Source organism: Paracoccus sp. DMF, assembly GCF_004407025.1.
GTDB classification, from domain to species: domain Bacteria; phylum Pseudomonadota; class Alphaproteobacteria; order Rhodobacterales; family Rhodobacteraceae; genus Paracoccus; species Paracoccus aminovorans_B.
This window is the reverse complement of record NZ_SOKV02000012.1, coordinates 1-15,352: the sequence shown is the minus strand read 5'-3', so window position 1 is coordinate 15,352 and position 15,352 is coordinate 1. Positions and strand designations below refer to the sequence as shown.

The window sequence follows — 15,352 nt, the reverse complement described above, 5'->3', positions numbered from 1 at the left end:
TGGGTTTGGCTTCCGTCCGTTTATCCCCGGTCGCCGGCAGGGTCAACGGCCCGCCCCCGCGTCACTTGGGCTTTCGGATGGTCTGCGGGCAAGAAAACCGCCGTTTTTCGCGGCGCATTTCCATGGTGTTTTACTCAGTTTCTCCGCACCCAGCCGGATGACCCGAGGAAAGCCCCGCAACCGATTTCGGCCCGAAACCCCGGGCCGGTCAATCCCTCGCGGGCATGGAGCCTTGCATGGAGTCTTTGTCCCCACAATACTGCCCGGCGGGTCTGCCGCTTGGGTATTTACGGAGCAAAGAAGCCGCCAAGGCTGCGCCGGCGAGGGGCTCCGTCTGTTTCACCGTTTTCCAGATATCCTGCCACGGCGCGCCAGGGTCACTCCGCTGCCCGCGCGGCGGCAGCCTCCAGCATCGGCGCCAGATAGCGGCCGGTATGGCTTTCCGCCACCTTGGCCACCTGTTCCGGCGTGCCGGTGGCGACGATGCGGCCGCCGCCGTCGCCACCCTCGGGGCCGATGTCGATGATCCAGTCGGCGGTCTTGATGACGTCGAGGTTATGCTCGATCACCACCACCGTATTGCCTTGGTCGACCAGGGAGTGCAGCACTTCCAGGAGCTTGCGCACATCCTCGAAATGCAGGCCGGTGGTCGGCTCGTCCAGGATATAGAGCGTCTTGCCGGTCGCCCGGCGGCTGAGCTCCTTGGACAGCTTCACTCGCTGCGCCTCGCCGCCCGACAGGGTCGTGGCCTGCTGGCCGACCTTGATATAGCCCAGGCCGACCTCGACCAGTGCATCCATCTTGTCGCGGACCGAGGGCACCGCCTTGAAGAACTCCTGCGCATCCTCGACCGTCATGTCCAGCACGTCGGCGATGGATTTGCCCTTGAAGGTGACCTCCAGCGTCTCGCGGTTGTAGCGCTTGCCCTTGCAGGTCTCGCAGGTGACATAGACGTCGGGCAGGAAATGCATCTCGATCTTGATGACGCCGTCGCCCTGACAGGCCTCGCAGCGGCCGCCCTTGACGTTGAAGCTGAAGCGACCGGGCTTGTAGCCGCGGGCCTTCGACTCGGGCAGGCCGGCATACCAGTCGCGGATATGGGTATAGGCGCCGGTATAGGTCGCCGGGTTGGAACGCGGCGTCCGCCCGATGGGGCGCTGGTCGATGTCGATCACCTTGTCCAGCAGTTCCAGCCCCTTGATCGTTTCGCAGGGCGCCGGGGTCTGGCGTGCGCCATTCAGCCGCAGGCTGGCGGTCTTGAACAGGGTTTCGATGGTCAGCGTGGACTTGCCGCCGCCCGAGACGCCGGTGACGCAGACGAACTTGCCCAGCGGGAACTCGGCGGTGACGTTTTTCAGGTTGTTGCCGGTGGCGCCGACCACCTTGATCGCCTTGCCATTGCCCTTGCGGCGCTGGTCGGGAACGTGGATCTCGCGCTGACCCGAAAGATACTGCCCGGTCAGGCTGTCGGCATTGGCGGCGATCTCGGCCGGCGTGCCCTTGGCGACGACCGCGCCGCCATGCACCCCCGCCCCCGGCCCCATGTCGAAGACGTAATCGGCATGGCGGATCGCATCCTCGTCATGCTCGACGACGATGACCGAATTGCCCTGGTCGCGCAGGCCCTTCAGCGTGCCGAGCAGCCGGTCGTTGTCGCGCTGGTGCAGGCCGATGCTGGGCTCGTCCAGCACATAGAGCACGCCGGTCAGGCCCGAGCCGATCTGGCTTGCCAGCCGGATGCGCTGGCTTTCGCCACCCGACAGCGTGCCCGCCGCGCGGCTCAGCGTCAGGTAATCCAGGCCTACGTTTACCAGAAAGCCCAGCCGCTCGCGAATCTCCTTGAGAATCGCGGCGGCGATCTCGTTCTTTTGCTTCGCCAGATGGGCGGGCGCGGCCTCAACCCAGGCCAGCGCCTCGCGGATCGACAGCTCGGTGACCTGGCCGATATGGGTATCCGCGATCTTGACCGCCAGCGCCTCGGGCTTCAGGCGATAGCCGTGGCAGGCGCCGCAGGGGCGGTTGTTCTGGTATTTCTCGAACTCCTCGCGCACCCAGGCACTGTCGCTTTCGCGCAGCCGGCGCTGCATGTTCGGGATGATGCCTTCGAAGCTGCGAGCGATCTCGTAGACCCGGCCGGCATCGTCGAAGCGGAACGGGATCTCCTCGCGCCCCGAGCCGTGCAGGAACATCTGCCGCACTTCCTCGGGCAGGTCCTTCCAGGGCGTCTTCTTGTCAAAGACGTAATGCTTGGCCAGCGCATTCACGGTCTGGGTCAGATAGGCCGATTTCGACTTGGCCCAGGGCGCCAAGGCCCCCTGCGCGATCGACAGCGCCTGGTCCGGCACGATCAGCCGTTCGTCGAAGAACAGCTCGACCCCCAGCCCGTCGCATTCCGGGCAGGCGCCGAAGGGCGCGTTGAAGGAAAACAGCCGCGGCTCGATCTCGGGGATGGTGAAGCCGCTGACCGGACAGGCGAAATTCTCGGAAAAGGTGATCCGCTCGGCATCGCCCTCGCCCCCCGCGGTTTCGAGCAGCGCGATGCCGTCGGCCAGGTCCAGCGCGGTGCGGAAACTGTCGGCCAGCCGCGTCTCCATGCCCTCGCGCACGACGATGCGGTCCACCACCACGTCGATATTGTGGCGGAATTTCTTGTCGAGGGTCGGCGGCTCGTCCAGCTCGTAGAATTCGCCGTTCACCTTGACGCGCTGGAAGCCCTGCTTGCGCAGCTCGAGGAATTCCTTCTTGTACTCGCCCTTGCGGTCGCGGACGATGGGCGCCAGCAGATAGGCGCGCGTGCCCTCGGGCAGGTCCATCACCCGGTCGACCATGTCCTGCACCTGCTGCGCCTCGATGGGCAGGCCGGTCGCCGGCGAATAGGGCGTGCCGGCGCGGGCGAACAGCAGCCGCAGGTAGTCATAGATCTCGGTCACCGTGCCGACGGTCGAGCGCGGGTTCTTCGAGGTGGTCTTCTGCTCGATGGAAATCGCCGGCGACAGGCCGGTGATATGGTCCACGTCCGGCTTGCCCATCATGTCGAGGAACTGCCGGGCATAGGCCGACAGGCTTTCGACATAGCGCCGCTGGCCCTCGGCATAGATGGTGTCGAAGGCGAGGCTGGACTTGCCACTGCCCGACAGGCCGGTGATCACCACCAGCTGGTCGCGCGGAATGTCCATATCCACGTTCTTCAGATTGTGCTCGCGCGCGCCGCGAACCTCGATGAACTTCTGTTCCATCGTGCCGTCCTGATTCCGCCAAGCGCATCAGATAGGCATGATCGCGGAAATGACAACCGTTAACGGAACATCAAGGGAACATTTCCCTTGCGCCCGCGGCCGCCCTGCCCCACCATGGCCGAAAACCCGGAGGAAGGCATGGCGAGACACCATTACAAGGGAAGCTGCCAATGCGGCGCCGTCGCCTATGAGGTCGAGGCCGATCTGGACCAGACCGTGACCTGCAACTGCTCGCGCTGCAAGCGGCTGGGGTCGGTGCTGACCTTCGTGCCGGCCGCCGACTTCCGGCTGACCGCCGACGGGCCGGTGACGGAATACCTGTTCAATCGCAAGGCGATCCAGCACCTGTTCTGCCCGACCTGCGGCATCGAATCCTATGCCCGCGGCACCAGTCCGGACGGGACCGAGGTGGTCGCGGTCAACGTCAATTGCCTGGAAGGTGTCGATGCCCGCGCCCTGCCCAGCCAGGCGGTGGACGGCGCCGGCTTCTAGCCGCCGGTGTGGCTCATGAAGCGGGTCACCTGGCCCGCGACATGCTGGCGGGAATAATCGAAATCGTGCCCCTTGGGCTTGCGCGAGATCGCCTCGCGGATCGCCTGCCGCACCGGTTCGTCCTCGGCACTGGCGCGCAGCGGCGCGCGCAGGTCGGCGCGATCCTCCTGCCCCAGGCACATGAACAGTTCGCCCGTGCAGGTCAGGCGGACGCGGTTGCAGCTTTCGCAGAAATTATGCGTCAGCGGCGTGATGAAGCCGATCTTCTGCCCGGTTTCCTCGATGCGGACATAGCGGGCGGGACCGCCGGTGCGCTCGGTCAGAGGCGTCAGGGTCAGCCGGCTTTCCAGCCGCCGGCGCAGGTCCGACAGCGCCCAATACTGGTCCAGGCGCTGCTCCTCGCCCATCTCGCCCATGGGCATGACCTCGATGAAGGTCAGATCGTGGCCTTCGCCCGCGCACCAGTCGAGCAGCGGGAAAAGCTCGTCCTCGTTGAAGCCCTTCAGGGCGACGGTGTTGATCTTGACCCGCATGCCGGCGCGTCTCGCGGCCGCGATCCCGTCCAGCACCTGCGGCAGCCGGCCCCAGCGGGTGATCTGCGCGAAACGGTCGGCGTCCAGCGTGTCCAGCGAGACATTGACCCGCCGCACCCCGCAATCGGCCAGTTCACCCGCAAAGCGGGCCAGCTGGCTGCCGTTGGTGGTCAGGGTCAGCTCGTCCAGGCCTGCGTCCAAATGCCGCGACATGGCGCGGAAGAATTCCATGATATTGCGCCGCACCAGCGGCTCGCCCCCGGTGATGCGCAGCTTGCGCACGCCAAGATCGACGAAGGCGGAACACAGCCGGTCCAGCTCTTCCAGCGTCAGCAGATCCTTCTTGGGCAGGAACTGCATGTGCTCGGCCATGCAATAGGTGCAGCGGAAATCGCAACGATCCGTCACCGAGACCCGCAGGTAGCTGATCGGCCGGGCAAAGGGATCGACAAGGGGCGCGCGCGTGTCCATGCCGTCAAAATAGGCGCGCGCCGGCATCGGCGCAAGCTGGCCGATCCGTTGATGGTCTCGTAACCAAGAAAGCGGGTAGCGGTGGACAGGGTCGCACCGCCGGGTCTAGCCTCGCGGGGATTTCCGAAGCACGAGGGGGTTTCATGACCGATCCATTCCGCCGCCTGCTGGGCGTGCTGCTGCTTTTGGCGCTGGCCGCCTGCGCCCAGACCGACAGGGCCGCGCAGCGGGCCCAGGCGGTGCCCGGCGCGCCGCTGGACACGATGACCGATCCGGCGACCGGCCAGCCGGTGATCCGCGGCCCGGTGCTGACCGGGACCGCGCCGCGCACCCCGGGCAAGACCAGCGGCATCTCCTCGATCGGCGCGCCGGTCGCGCAGGGCGCCGAGGCGCTGAACACCACGACCCGCAGCGAACGCCAGCAGGCCGCCGCCGCGCCCTCGGGGGGCGAGCGCCGGCTGGGCACGACCATCGCCTCGCTGGGCGATCCGTCGCAGCCGGGGTTCTGGGTCAAGACGCCGCTGGTCCAGTCGGAAACCCAGGGCCGGATCGTGAATCCGGCCAATGGCAAATCCGCCAAGGTGCGGCTGATCCCGCTGGGCGGCGCGGCGGGCGGCGGCAGCCAGGTCTCGCTGCCGGCCCTGCAACTGCTGGGCGTCAGCCTGACCGACTTGCCGGCCATCGAGGTGTTCGCCAGCTGAAGAGGGCTGTTTTCCGCTCCTGCGATGCGCGGCGGGAACATCGCCCGGCGCTGCCGGTTGATCCCATCATCCTGGAGGCGGACATGACCAAGAACCCAGACCGGACGACCTATCCCGCAGAGATGGAGGAGGAGCGCAAGGAGCCTGATGGACCGGGCCACGACAAGCCGAAGCCGTCGGATGCGCCGCCCTCGAGCATTCCCACGGATGTGGGGAAAACCAACAGGGTGAAGCCCAAGGATTGACGCCACCGGCGGCCGCCAGTGCGGCGCACGGGATGGGATTGCGCCTTCTGCAAAAGCCCCGGGCAAGAGGCTTGGACAGGCAGGAGCGAGGGGATCTCGCGAGCCTGGCGTGACTGTTCCGGGCAGTCCCGAGGGGCCAGGGTTGCTTCTGAAGCACAGACCGGGGCAGGCAGTCCCCGAGAGAGAAGCACGCAGCTCTCGTTCCCGGCGATTGGCCGGACCCTGCGACTGGCCAAGCCATGCGACCGGCCAAGCGTTGCGACTGACCAGGCCGCCTGATCCGAAGCGGACGGCTTCACCCGTTTCCGAACCCCACGCGACTGGACAGCAAAGACACGGATGCGAAGCCTATACCAGAGCAGCCGCCGCCTTCGCCGCGACCCGAGCGGCCTTCGATAGCTGCCGGTTTCCCCGTATCGAAAGCCGACACATGAACCGTGGCGGCGGACGAACCGCCATGTCCCGCAAACCGCGCCTTCGCCGTGCCCCGGCACAGGAAAAGGGCCGCGTCACCGCAGCCCCTCCCCGTTTTCCATCGCAACCGTTCAGAAATGCACCGACCGCGCCACGCCGGGATTTTCCAGCGGCGGGGCGAAGCGGGTCAGCTCGATCCCCTCGACGGCGGCCTTGTATTCCTCGGCGCTCGGCGTGCGCCCCAGGATCGCCGACAGCACCACCACCGGCGTCGAGGCCAGCAGCGATTCGCCCTTCTTCTCGGCGGTGTCCTCGACCACGCGGCCCTGGAACAGCCGGGTCGAGGTGGCCAGCACCGTGTCGCCCTTCTCGGCCTTTTCCTGGTTGCCCATGCACAGGTTGCAGCCCGGGCGCTCCAGATACAGGATATTCTCGTATTCGGTGCGGGCCTTGCTCTTGGGCGCCAGGTCGTCGAATTCGAAGCCCGAGTATTTCTGCAGGATTTCCCAGTCGCCCTCGGCTTTCAGCTCGTCGATGATGTTGTAGGTCGGGGCGGCGACCACCAGCGGCGCCTTGAACTCGACCTTGCCCTGGGCCTTCTCGATGTTCTTCAGCATCTGGGCCACGATCTTCATGTCGCCCTTGTGCACCATGCACGAGCCGACGAAGCCCAGGTCGACCTTTTTCGTGCCGCCGTAATAGGATACCGGGCGGATGGTGTCATGGGTGTAGCGCTTGGACACGTCGGCGTTGTTCACGTCCGGGTCGGCGATCATCGGCTCGTCGATCAGGTCCAGGTCCACGACGACCTCGGCGAAATATTTCGCATTGGCATCGGGCGCCAGCGCCGGCCGCGCGCCCGAGCGGATCTCGGCGATGCGCGCATCCGCCTTGGCGATCAGGCCGCGCAGCGTGCCGGCCGGGTTCTCCATGCCCTTGTCGATCATGATCTGGATGCGCGACTTGGCGATCTCCAGCGATTCGATCAGCGTCTCGTCCTGCGAGATGCAGATCGAGGCCTTGGCCTTCATCTCGGCCGTCCAGTCGGTGAAGGTGAAGGCCTGGTCGGCCAGCAGCGTGCCGATATGGACCTCGATCACCCGGCCCTGGAACACGTTGTCGCCGCATTGCTTCAGCATCTGCGCCTGAGTCGCGTGGACCACGTCGCGGAAGTCCATATGCGGCTGCATGCGGCCCTTGAACGTCACCTTGACCGAGTCCGGGATCGGCATGGTCGCCTCGCCCGTGGCGAGCGCCAGCGCCACCGTGCCCGAGTCGGCGCCGAAGGCCACGCCCTTGGACATGCGGGTGTGGCTGTCGCCGCCGATGATGATCGCCCAGTCGTCCACGGTGATGTCGTTCAGCACCTTGTGGATCACGTCGGTCATGGCGTGATAGACGCCCTTGGGGTCACGCGCGGTGATGAGCCCGAAATTGTTCATGAAGGCCATGAGCTTCGGGATGTTCTCCTGCGCCTTGCGATCCCAGACCGAGGCGGTGTGGCAGCCCGACTGATAGGCGCCGTCGACCAGGGGCGAGATGACGGTCGCCGCCATCGCCTCGAGTTCCTGCGCCGTCATCAGCCCGGTGGTGTCCTGCGAGCCGACGATGTTCACCCGCACCCGCACGTCGGAACCGGCATGCAGCACCTTGCCGGGGGTGACGCCCACGGCATTGGCGTTGAAGATCTTCTCGACCGCGGTCAGGCCCTGGCCCGGGATGCTGATCTCCTTGTTCGGGGCGAAGACCGGCAGCGCCTCGACGCCCAGGGTCTGCGCGGCGAAGGTCTGCAGCTTCTTGCCGAAGACAATGGCATAAGAGCCGCCGGCCCGCTGGAACTCCAGCCGCTGCGGCGTGAACGAGGCGGCGATGTCGACCAGTTCCTTGCCGGTTTCGTCGCGCAGCTTCCTGTTCTTCGCGTCGATGGTCAGGACGGTGCCGGTCTCGACCGAATAGGCCTGCTCCAGGATCGGATTGCCGTCATTGTTCAGGATCGGCTTGCCGTCCGGGCCGGTCTTCTTGACCCAGTTCTTCAGGTTGATGCCGATGCCGCCGGTCACGTCCACCGTGGTCAGGAAGATCGGCGAGATGCCGTTCGTGCCCGCGACCACCGGGGCGATGTTGACGAAGGGCACATAGGGGCTGGCGCGCCGGCCGGTCCAGAGCGCGACGTTGTTCACTCCCGACATGCGCGAGGAGCCGACGCCCATGGTGCCCTTTTCGGCGATCAGCATCACCCGCTTGTCGGGGTGCCGGGCCTGCAGCGCGACGATCTCGGCCTGCGCCTCGGGCGAGATCATGCATTGCCCGTGCAATTCGCGGTCCGAGCGCGAATGCGCCTGGTTGCCCGGCGACAGCAGGTCGGTCGAGATGTCGCCTTCGGCGGCGATATAGGTCACGACCTTGATCTCGTCCGGGGCCGGGGGCAGCTTGGTGAAGAACTCGGCCTTGGCATAGCTGTCCAAGATGTCGCGGGCGACCGGGTTGCCGGCCTTGAAGGCCTCGGCCAGCCGGCCCATGTCCGCGTCGTAGAGGAACACCTGGGTCTTGAGCACCTCGGCGGCCTGCCGGGCGATGGCTTCGTCGGTTCCCAGCGCCAGGTCCAGCAGCACCCCGACCGACGGCCCGCCCTTCATGTGCGACAAGAGTTCGAAGGCAAAGGCCACCGGGATCTCCGGCACCACCGTCTCGCCCAGGATGATGCGCTTGAGAAAGCGCGCCTTGACCGCCGCCGCGCTGGTCGTGCCGGGCAGGGTATTGCAGATGAAGAATTGCAGAGAATCGGCCCGATACGGGTTCCCGGGCTGTTCGATCTGCGCGATCAGCTCCTGCACCAGGGCGCCGTCGTCGATGGGCTTGGGGTGCAGCCCGGTGGTCTTGCGCGTTTCGATCTCGGTTAGGTAGTCGGTGTACAAGCTCATGACGATCCCTACGATGCAATGCCGATTGAGCAGGAACACCGGGTCGCGGTCACGTCTGGCGGGCGGCGGCAAGCTCATTGTATGCCGAGGTATACTAAACCGCCCAGCCTCGCAAGAGGCTCGGCGCCGCTGATCGCGCCGCCGGGGCGGGAAAATTGCGGATAAGCGCCATTTGGCGGCCGCGCGGCCGGTCCCTGGCCCCGTGGCCGGGAAGGTGACGCCGATGCGCGCCGGCCTGGCAGCCCGTGAGACCGCGTCGCCCTGACCACCCGCCTCAGCCCGGGCTGACGCCCCACCAATGCTGCGTGCGTTCGCAGTGATAGGCGATGGCCTCGGTGGTCGCGGCGCTGTCGCGGCGCTCCAGGGCAGCGATGATCGCCAGATGCTCCTCCATCGCCGAGCGGACGCGCTCCTGCACGAAGGGCCGGACGCGCTGGAAAATCGCGATGCGGATGCGGTTGCTTTCGTAATCGGCGCGCAGCATCGGGTTGCCCAGCCCGCGCGCCAGGAAGTCATGCAGCGACAGGTCGACCTGGATCGCCTGTGCCGACAGTTCGGGCGTGCCGGCGCCGCGCGCCGTCTCGCGCATCCGCTCATGCGCCTGGCGCAGCGCGGCCAGCTCGCCGGCATCGAGGCCGCCGCGGATCCAGCGCCGCGCCCCCTCCTGGTCCAGCACCATGCGCAGGTCGAGGCTGTCGCGGATCGTCGCGGGTTCGGCCTCGAGGATCTGCACGCCGCGCTTGGGGATCACGTCCAGCCAGCCCGAGACCTGGCCGTGGCGCGTCGCCTCGCGCACGGCGGCGATGGGCACGCGCAGGATCTCGACCAGCTGCGGCATGGACAGGAACTGCCCGGCCCGCAGCGCGCCCGAGCGCAGCGCCTCGGTCAGCGCCAGCAGCGCGCGCGTGTTCAGCATCTCTTCCTCGCCCATGCCCCGCCCAATCCTTCCCGCCAGATTCGCACCAGTCTAGCGCCTTTATTTTCAATTTATGCAGTAAGGTTATACCAGGAATTCTATATAGACGCTTTCATAGAATAATATGTAACATTTTAGTTTCAAGCTCAGATATCGGCCTGCGCCGCCGCACCCCGGCGGCTGCCATCGGAACGGGAGGTAACCATGGCACCTGAGAAAATGACGGCGCGCAGCCCCGCATACGGCGCGCGCAACCCTGCGGCGACAAGGGGATGACGATGGACCAGAACATCCTGCGCGACAAGCAAGCGCATCATCACGGCGCCGCCCTGGATGAGGCGGTCCCGCCCGGGGTCTCGGCCAATCTCTACAACCGCGACCTGGCCCCGACCCTGAAGCAGGGCCGGACCTGGAGCGCCTACAACATCTTCGCCCTCTGGGCCAATGACGTGCACAGCCTGGGCAATTATTCCTTTGCCATCGGGCTTTTCGCTCTGGGACTCGGCGGATGGCAGATCCTGGCCGCGCTGCTGTTCGGCGCGGCCTTCCTGTTCGTGCTGCTGAACCTGTCGGGCTTCATGGGCATCAAGACCGGCGTGCCCTTCCCGGTGATGAGCCGCATCAGCTTCGGCACCCGCGGCGCCCAGATCCCGGCGCTGATCCGGGGCGGCGTGGCCATCGTCTGGTTCGGCATCCAGACCTATCTGGCCTCGATGGTGCTCGACGTGATGCTGATCGCGCTGATGCCCGGGCTTGCGCCGCTGGCGCAGCAGATGGTGCTGGGCCTGTCGGTGCTGGGCTGGATCAGCTTCACCCTGCTCTGGATCGTCCAGGTCGTCATCGCCTGCTACGGCATGGAAAGCATCCGCAAATACGAGGCCTTCGCCGGCCCGGTGATCCTGGTCACCTTCGTCGCGCTGGCGGGCTGGATGCTCTACAGCGCCGGCGGCCGGCTGCAATGGAGCCCGCCGAACCCGCTCTCGGGCGGGGCGATGTGGGCGCAGATTCTGGGCGGCGCCTCGCTTTGGGTGGCGATCTATGGCACCTTCGTGCTGAACTTCTGCGACTTCACCCGCGGCGCCACCTCGCGCCAGGCGGTGGTGCGCGGCAATTTCTGGGGCATCCCGATCAACATGCTGATCTTCGGCCTGATCGTGGTCATCCTGACCGGCGGCCAGCTGTCGATCGACGGCACGCTGATCCAGAGCCCGACCGACGTGGTGCAGAGCATTCCCAGCAAGCCGCTGCTGGTGCTGGCCAGCCTGTCGCTGCTGATCCTGACCATCGCCGTGAACCTGATGGCGAATTTCGTGGCCCCGGCCTTCGCGCTGGCGAACCTGTTCCCGCGCCACCTCGACTTCCGCCGGGCAGCGGTGGTCAGCGCAGTGATCGGCTTCGTCATCCTGCCCTGGAACCTCTACAACTCGCCCATCGTCATCGTCTATTTCCTGGGCGCGCTCGGGGCTTTCCTGGGGCCGCTGTTCGGGATCGTGATGGCCGACTACTGGCTGATCCGCAAGCAGCAGGTCGACGTGCCGGCGCTCTACAGCGACAGCGCCGCCGGTCCCTATCACTATGTCAATGGCATCAATCCCAAGGCGATCCAGGCACTGATCCCCTCGGCCGCGATCTCGCTTCTGTTCGCCTTCCTGCCGGCGCTGCATTCGCTGTCGCAATTCTCGTGGTTCATCGCCGCGGGGCTGGGGGCGCTGTTCTGCACCCTGATCGCCCCCAAGGGCCTGACCTATGCCGACCGCGATGGTGAATCCATTGCCGTCGCCACCAGCCACTGAACGGAGACCGTCGCAATGCGTATCCTTGTCGTGAACGTCAACACGACCGAAACCATGACCCATGGCATCGCGGAGTCGGCCCGCAAGGCCGCCGCCCCGGGCACCGAGATCGTGGCCCTGACCCCGCGGTTCGGCGCCGAATCGGTCGAGGGCAATTTCGAGAGCTATCTCGCGGCGGTGGGGGTGATGGACGCGGTCATGCGCTATGACCAGCCCTTCGACGCGGTGATCCAGGCCGGCTATGGCGAGCATGGACGCGAGGGGTTGCAGGAACTGCTCGAGGTGCCGGTGGTCGACATCACCGAGGCCGCCGCCTCAACCGCGATGTTCCTCGGCCACAAGTATTCGGTGGTGACCACGCTCGACCGCGCCGTGCCGATGATCGAGGACCGGCTGAAGCTCGCCGGGCTTTACGACCGCTGCGCCTCGGTCCGGGCCAGCGGCATGGCGGTGCTCGAGCTGGAAACCCAGCCCGAGCGCGCGGTCGAGACCATCGTCGAGCAGGCCGCCGCCGCCGTCACCCAGGACCATGCCGAGGTGATCTGCCTGGGCTGCGGCGGCATGGCCGAGCTTGAGGCCAAGGTCCGCGCCCGCACCGGCGTGCCGGTGGTGGACGGGGTCGCGGCCGCCGTCACCATCGCCGAGTCGCTGGTGCGGCTGGGGCTGAAGACCTCGAAGGTGCGCACCTATGCCCCGCCGCGGCCCAAGCGCGTCACCGGCTTCCCGCTGACCGGGCTCTGACAGCGGCCTGTCCTGACCGGCGCCGCGCGGGGAACCCCCCTCGCGCGGCGTCGCGATTCCGCTCGGGGTTGCTGCCGCGGGCTCAGCCCAATCCCGGCTCGGTGATCGTCAGGATGGCCCGCGCCAGCGCCAGCGCCTGTTCCAGCGGCAGGGCGAACTGATGCACCTGGGCCGCCGACAGCCGCGCGCCGGGCGGCAGGTCCTGCTGGCCATCGAAACGCAACAGCACGCAACGCTGATCCTGCATCCTGGCCTCTACGGCGACGCTGCCGTGGGAAACAAGCGCCACCGGCTGCTCATCCTCGCAGTCGACGACGAATCCCTGGCTGTTGATGCGGAACATGTCGGTGCCTTTCCTTCGGACGCAGGACGGCAAGACCGCCGAACCGCCTATCTCCGGTTTCCCTGTTGATGCAACGCAGGATAAGCCCGCCGCGCCTGAATATCACATCGGTCGAAGGAAAAAAAACAGGGGATAAATGTCGTTAGGCCACGGCGGCGCCACGCGCACAGGTGGCGGAAATGGCAAAGGCAGCCCCGGGGGCTGCCTTCATCGGGCCGGAACGGCTGCTTGGCTGCCGCTTATTCGGCGGCGAACTGGGTCGCGAATTCCCCGCACCAGTCGTTCGACTTGACCACCGGCCAGAAGCCGCGGCTGTCGGCATCCTTCTGGGTCACGGGCGGCTTGGCGCGGCACAGGCCGGCGTCGGCGAGCTGGCTGTCGGAATTGGCTGCATGGTTTTCGAAGAACGCGCATGCGCTGCACGAAGAATGGGCCATCGGGCTTCCTTTGCTTGCTGGTCCTGAATGGCTGGCTGGCGAAATGCTGGCTGGCTGTCTCTTGACCGCGATATAGGCGGCCCGCGCAGAAGCGTCAATAGAAAATCAAACGATTTCATATAGTTGACAGTTTATATCGGGCGCTTTCCCCTGACAGAAACAGTCGGATCGCCCGCGGCGGCCCGGCAACCCGGATCGGGATGAAAAACCGCGGCCGGACATGACGCCCGGCCGCGCACCACTGACTAGCGGCCGGGAATCGCCCGCGCCGCGCACAGAACCGCTGCTATTTCGTCGTGTAGCCGCCGTTCACCAGGATGGTCTGGCCGGTCATCCACCAACCCTCGGTCACCAGGAAGCGGATCCAGGGCACGATGTCCTCGATGTCGGTCAGCCCGGTCTTGCTGAAGGGCGACAGCGCCGCGGCGGATTTGTGATAGGCCTGCGCCTCGGGCGATTCCTGGCCATAGAAAAAGGGCGTATCCATCGGGCCGGGGCCGATGGCGGTGACGGAAATCCCCCGTTCGCCCAGCTCCTTGGACGCGGCGCGGGTGAAATGCTCGACCGGCGCCTTGGTGCCGGCATAGCTGGCATAGAAGGGCGTATAGGCGCCCAGCAGCGAGGTCACCAGCGTGCAGATCGCGCCATTGTCGTTGACCGCCCGGCCGGCCTCTTTCAGGAAGAAAAAGGCGGATTTGGCGTTCACCGCGCTCATCTCGTCATATTCCGCCTCCGAGATCTCGGCCATGGGCTTCTTCAGCACCTTGCCCACGGTGTTGATGGCGATGTCGGGCCGGCCGAAGGCGGCGACGGCCTCGGCGAACAGCGCCTCGACCGCGCCGGCCGTGGTCAGGTCGGCCTGGATCGCCAGCGCCTCGGCGCCTGCCGCCTTGACCGCCGCCACGGTGTCCTGCGCGGCGCCGGCGCTGGCGTCGCTGTTGTAATGCACCACCACCGCGCGGGCGCCCTGCGCAGCGAAGTCGCGCGCGATCAGCCCGCCCAGGTTCTTGGCCCCGCCGGCGATCAGAATGACCTTGTCCTTGATGTTGCGTTCCGTCATGGCCGTTCTCCTTGTCGAAATCCGTGGCGGCACTCTATGTTCGGAAAATCGGATATAAATCCGATTGCTCTGACTTCACCTGTCAAGGATCGCGAACAATGGACCGGCTCGACCTCTATCGCATCCTGATCCGCGTCATCGAGACCCGCAGCTTCACCCGCGCGGCGGACGGGTTGCAGATGCCGCGATCCTCGGTCTCGGCCGCGGTGGCCGAGCTCGAGGCGCGGCTGGGCGCCCGGCTGCTGAACCGCACCACCCGCAGCGTCACCCCGACCCCCGAGGGCGAGGAGTTCCGCGACCGCTGCCTGGCGTTCCTGGCCGAGGCCGAGGAGATCGAGGCGATGTTCCGCACCGGCGCCCGGCGGGTCGCGGGCCGGGTGCGCATCGACGTGCCCGGGCGCATCGGCCGGCTGATCCTGGCTCCGGCGCTGCCGGAGTTCCTGGCCGCCTGGCCCGGCATCGCGGTCGAGCTTGGCGCCAGCGACCGCGCCGTGGACCTGGTGGGCGAACAGGTGGACCTGGCGCTGCGCGTGGGACGCTTGCCCGATTCCGGCCTGCGCGCCCGCCGCATCGGCGAGATCGCCCAGATCAATGTCGCGAGCCCCGCCTATCTGGCCCGCCACGGCACGCCCGCCGACCCGGCCGATCTGGGCGCGCATCTCCAGGTCGGCTATGCCTCGCCGCAAAGCGGCCGGGTCGCGGATTGGGAGTGGCAGGAGGGCGGGCGCAGCCATGGCCGCGCCCTGCCCTGGCAGGTCAGCGCCAACAGCGCCGAGACCTATATCGCCGCCGCGCTGGCCGGGCTGGGGCTGATCCAGATCCCGGCCTATGACGTGGCCGGGCACCTGGCGGCGGGCGCGCTGGTCGAGGTCATGCCGCGCCACCGCCCGGCGCCGATGCCGATGCACCTGGTCCTGGCGCATCCGCGCCCGCCGCGGCGCGTGCAGGTGCTGGCCGACTGGCTGGAGCCGCTGCTGCGCCGCCGGCTCGCGCCCGCGGGCTGAGGCTCAGTCCCTGCCGCCCCTTTTGCGATAGGGCGTCTCGCCATA

General features: G+C 66.8%; 13 protein-coding genes. 6 read left to right on the top strand and 7 right to left on the bottom strand.

Annotation, left to right across the window (positions count from 1 at the left end; translation table 11 throughout):
* Positions 1–377: 377 nt before the first annotated feature.
* The gene (gene uvrA, locus E3D03_RS09020) at positions 378–3,236 is read right to left on the bottom strand and encodes an excinuclease ABC subunit UvrA (protein ID WP_263566684.1); all 2,859 of its coding nucleotides are present in this window, start codon (positions 3,234–3,236) and stop codon (positions 378–380) included.
* Between the two features lie 138 nt (positions 3,237–3,374).
* Here uvrA and E3D03_RS09015 point away from each other — a divergent pair, with 138 nt between their 5' ends.
* Positions 3,375–3,728, top strand: coding sequence for a GFA family protein (locus tag E3D03_RS09015; protein WP_263566683.1), 354 nt, complete (start codon positions 3,375–3,377; stop codon positions 3,726–3,728).
* On the opposite strand, the gene moaA is transcribed toward E3D03_RS09015, so the two are convergent.
* Positions 3,725–4,759, bottom strand: a complete 1,035-nt coding sequence (gene moaA / locus E3D03_RS09010) for a GTP 3',8-cyclase MoaA (protein WP_263566682.1) — start codon at positions 4,757–4,759, stop codon at positions 3,725–3,727. The two genes, E3D03_RS09015 and moaA, sit on opposite strands and share 4 nt — an antisense overlap.
* A gap of 116 nt (positions 4,760–4,875) precedes the next feature.
* On the opposite strand from moaA, the gene E3D03_RS09005 reads away from it, so the two are divergent.
* Together E3D03_RS09005 and E3D03_RS09000 are read left to right on the top strand one after the other, a co-directional pair.
* Complete coding sequence (locus E3D03_RS09005) at positions 4,876–5,433, top strand: hypothetical protein (RefSeq protein ID WP_263566681.1); 558 nt, start codon at positions 4,876–4,878, stop codon at positions 5,431–5,433.
* Positions 5,434–5,516: 83 nt separating this feature from the next.
* A complete protein-coding gene (locus E3D03_RS09000; protein WP_263566680.1) occupies positions 5,517–5,678 on the top strand; it encodes a hypothetical protein in 162 nt (53 codons plus the stop codon).
* Between the two features lie 545 nt (positions 5,679–6,223).
* On the opposite strand, the gene E3D03_RS08995 is transcribed toward E3D03_RS09000, so the two are convergent.
* Both E3D03_RS08995 and E3D03_RS08990 read right to left on the bottom strand, forming a co-directional pair.
* The gene (locus E3D03_RS08995) at positions 6,224–9,013 is read right to left on the bottom strand and encodes a bifunctional aconitate hydratase 2/2-methylisocitrate dehydratase (protein WP_263566679.1); all 2,790 of its coding nucleotides are present in this window, start codon (positions 9,011–9,013) and stop codon (positions 6,224–6,226) included.
* Between the two features lie 274 nt (positions 9,014–9,287).
* Positions 9,288–9,944, bottom strand: a complete 657-nt coding sequence (locus E3D03_RS08990) for a GntR family transcriptional regulator (protein ID WP_062562608.1) — start codon at positions 9,942–9,944, stop codon at positions 9,288–9,290.
* Positions 9,945–10,207: 263 nt separating this feature from the next.
* Between E3D03_RS08990 and E3D03_RS08985 the strand changes: the two genes are divergently transcribed.
* Both E3D03_RS08985 and E3D03_RS08980 read left to right on the top strand, forming a co-directional pair.
* Positions 10,208–11,722 carry an NCS1 family nucleobase:cation symporter-1 gene (locus E3D03_RS08985; RefSeq protein WP_263566678.1) on the top strand — a complete coding sequence of 505 codons (1,515 nt, stop codon included), beginning with the start codon at positions 10,208–10,210 and terminating at the stop codon, positions 11,720–11,722.
* Between the two features lie 15 nt (positions 11,723–11,737).
* Positions 11,738–12,463, top strand: a complete 726-nt coding sequence (locus E3D03_RS08980) for an aspartate/glutamate racemase family protein (protein WP_263566677.1) — start codon at positions 11,738–11,740, stop codon at positions 12,461–12,463.
* An 82-nt stretch (positions 12,464–12,545) separates the two neighbouring features.
* Here the strand turns inward: E3D03_RS08980 and E3D03_RS08975 are convergent, their stop codons facing one another.
* The 3 genes from E3D03_RS08975 to E3D03_RS08965 form a co-directional block, all read right to left on the bottom strand.
* Positions 12,546–12,806, bottom strand: coding sequence for a hypothetical protein (locus tag E3D03_RS08975; RefSeq protein ID WP_062562611.1), 261 nt, complete (start codon positions 12,804–12,806; stop codon positions 12,546–12,548).
* Positions 12,807–13,045: 239 nt separating this feature from the next.
* Positions 13,046–13,243, bottom strand: coding sequence for a hypothetical protein (locus tag E3D03_RS08970; protein WP_074967156.1), 198 nt, complete (start codon positions 13,241–13,243; stop codon positions 13,046–13,048).
* A 286-nt stretch (positions 13,244–13,529) separates the two neighbouring features.
* Positions 13,530–14,303, bottom strand: coding sequence for an SDR family oxidoreductase (locus E3D03_RS08965; RefSeq protein WP_263566676.1), 774 nt, complete (start codon positions 14,301–14,303; stop codon positions 13,530–13,532).
* A gap of 98 nt (positions 14,304–14,401) precedes the next feature.
* Here E3D03_RS08965 and E3D03_RS08960 point away from each other — a divergent pair, with 98 nt between their 5' ends.
* On the top strand, positions 14,402–15,307 hold the full coding sequence (locus E3D03_RS08960) for a LysR family transcriptional regulator (protein ID WP_263566675.1): 906 nt from the start codon (positions 14,402–14,404) through the stop codon (positions 15,305–15,307).
* Positions 15,308–15,352 lie beyond the last annotated feature (45 nt).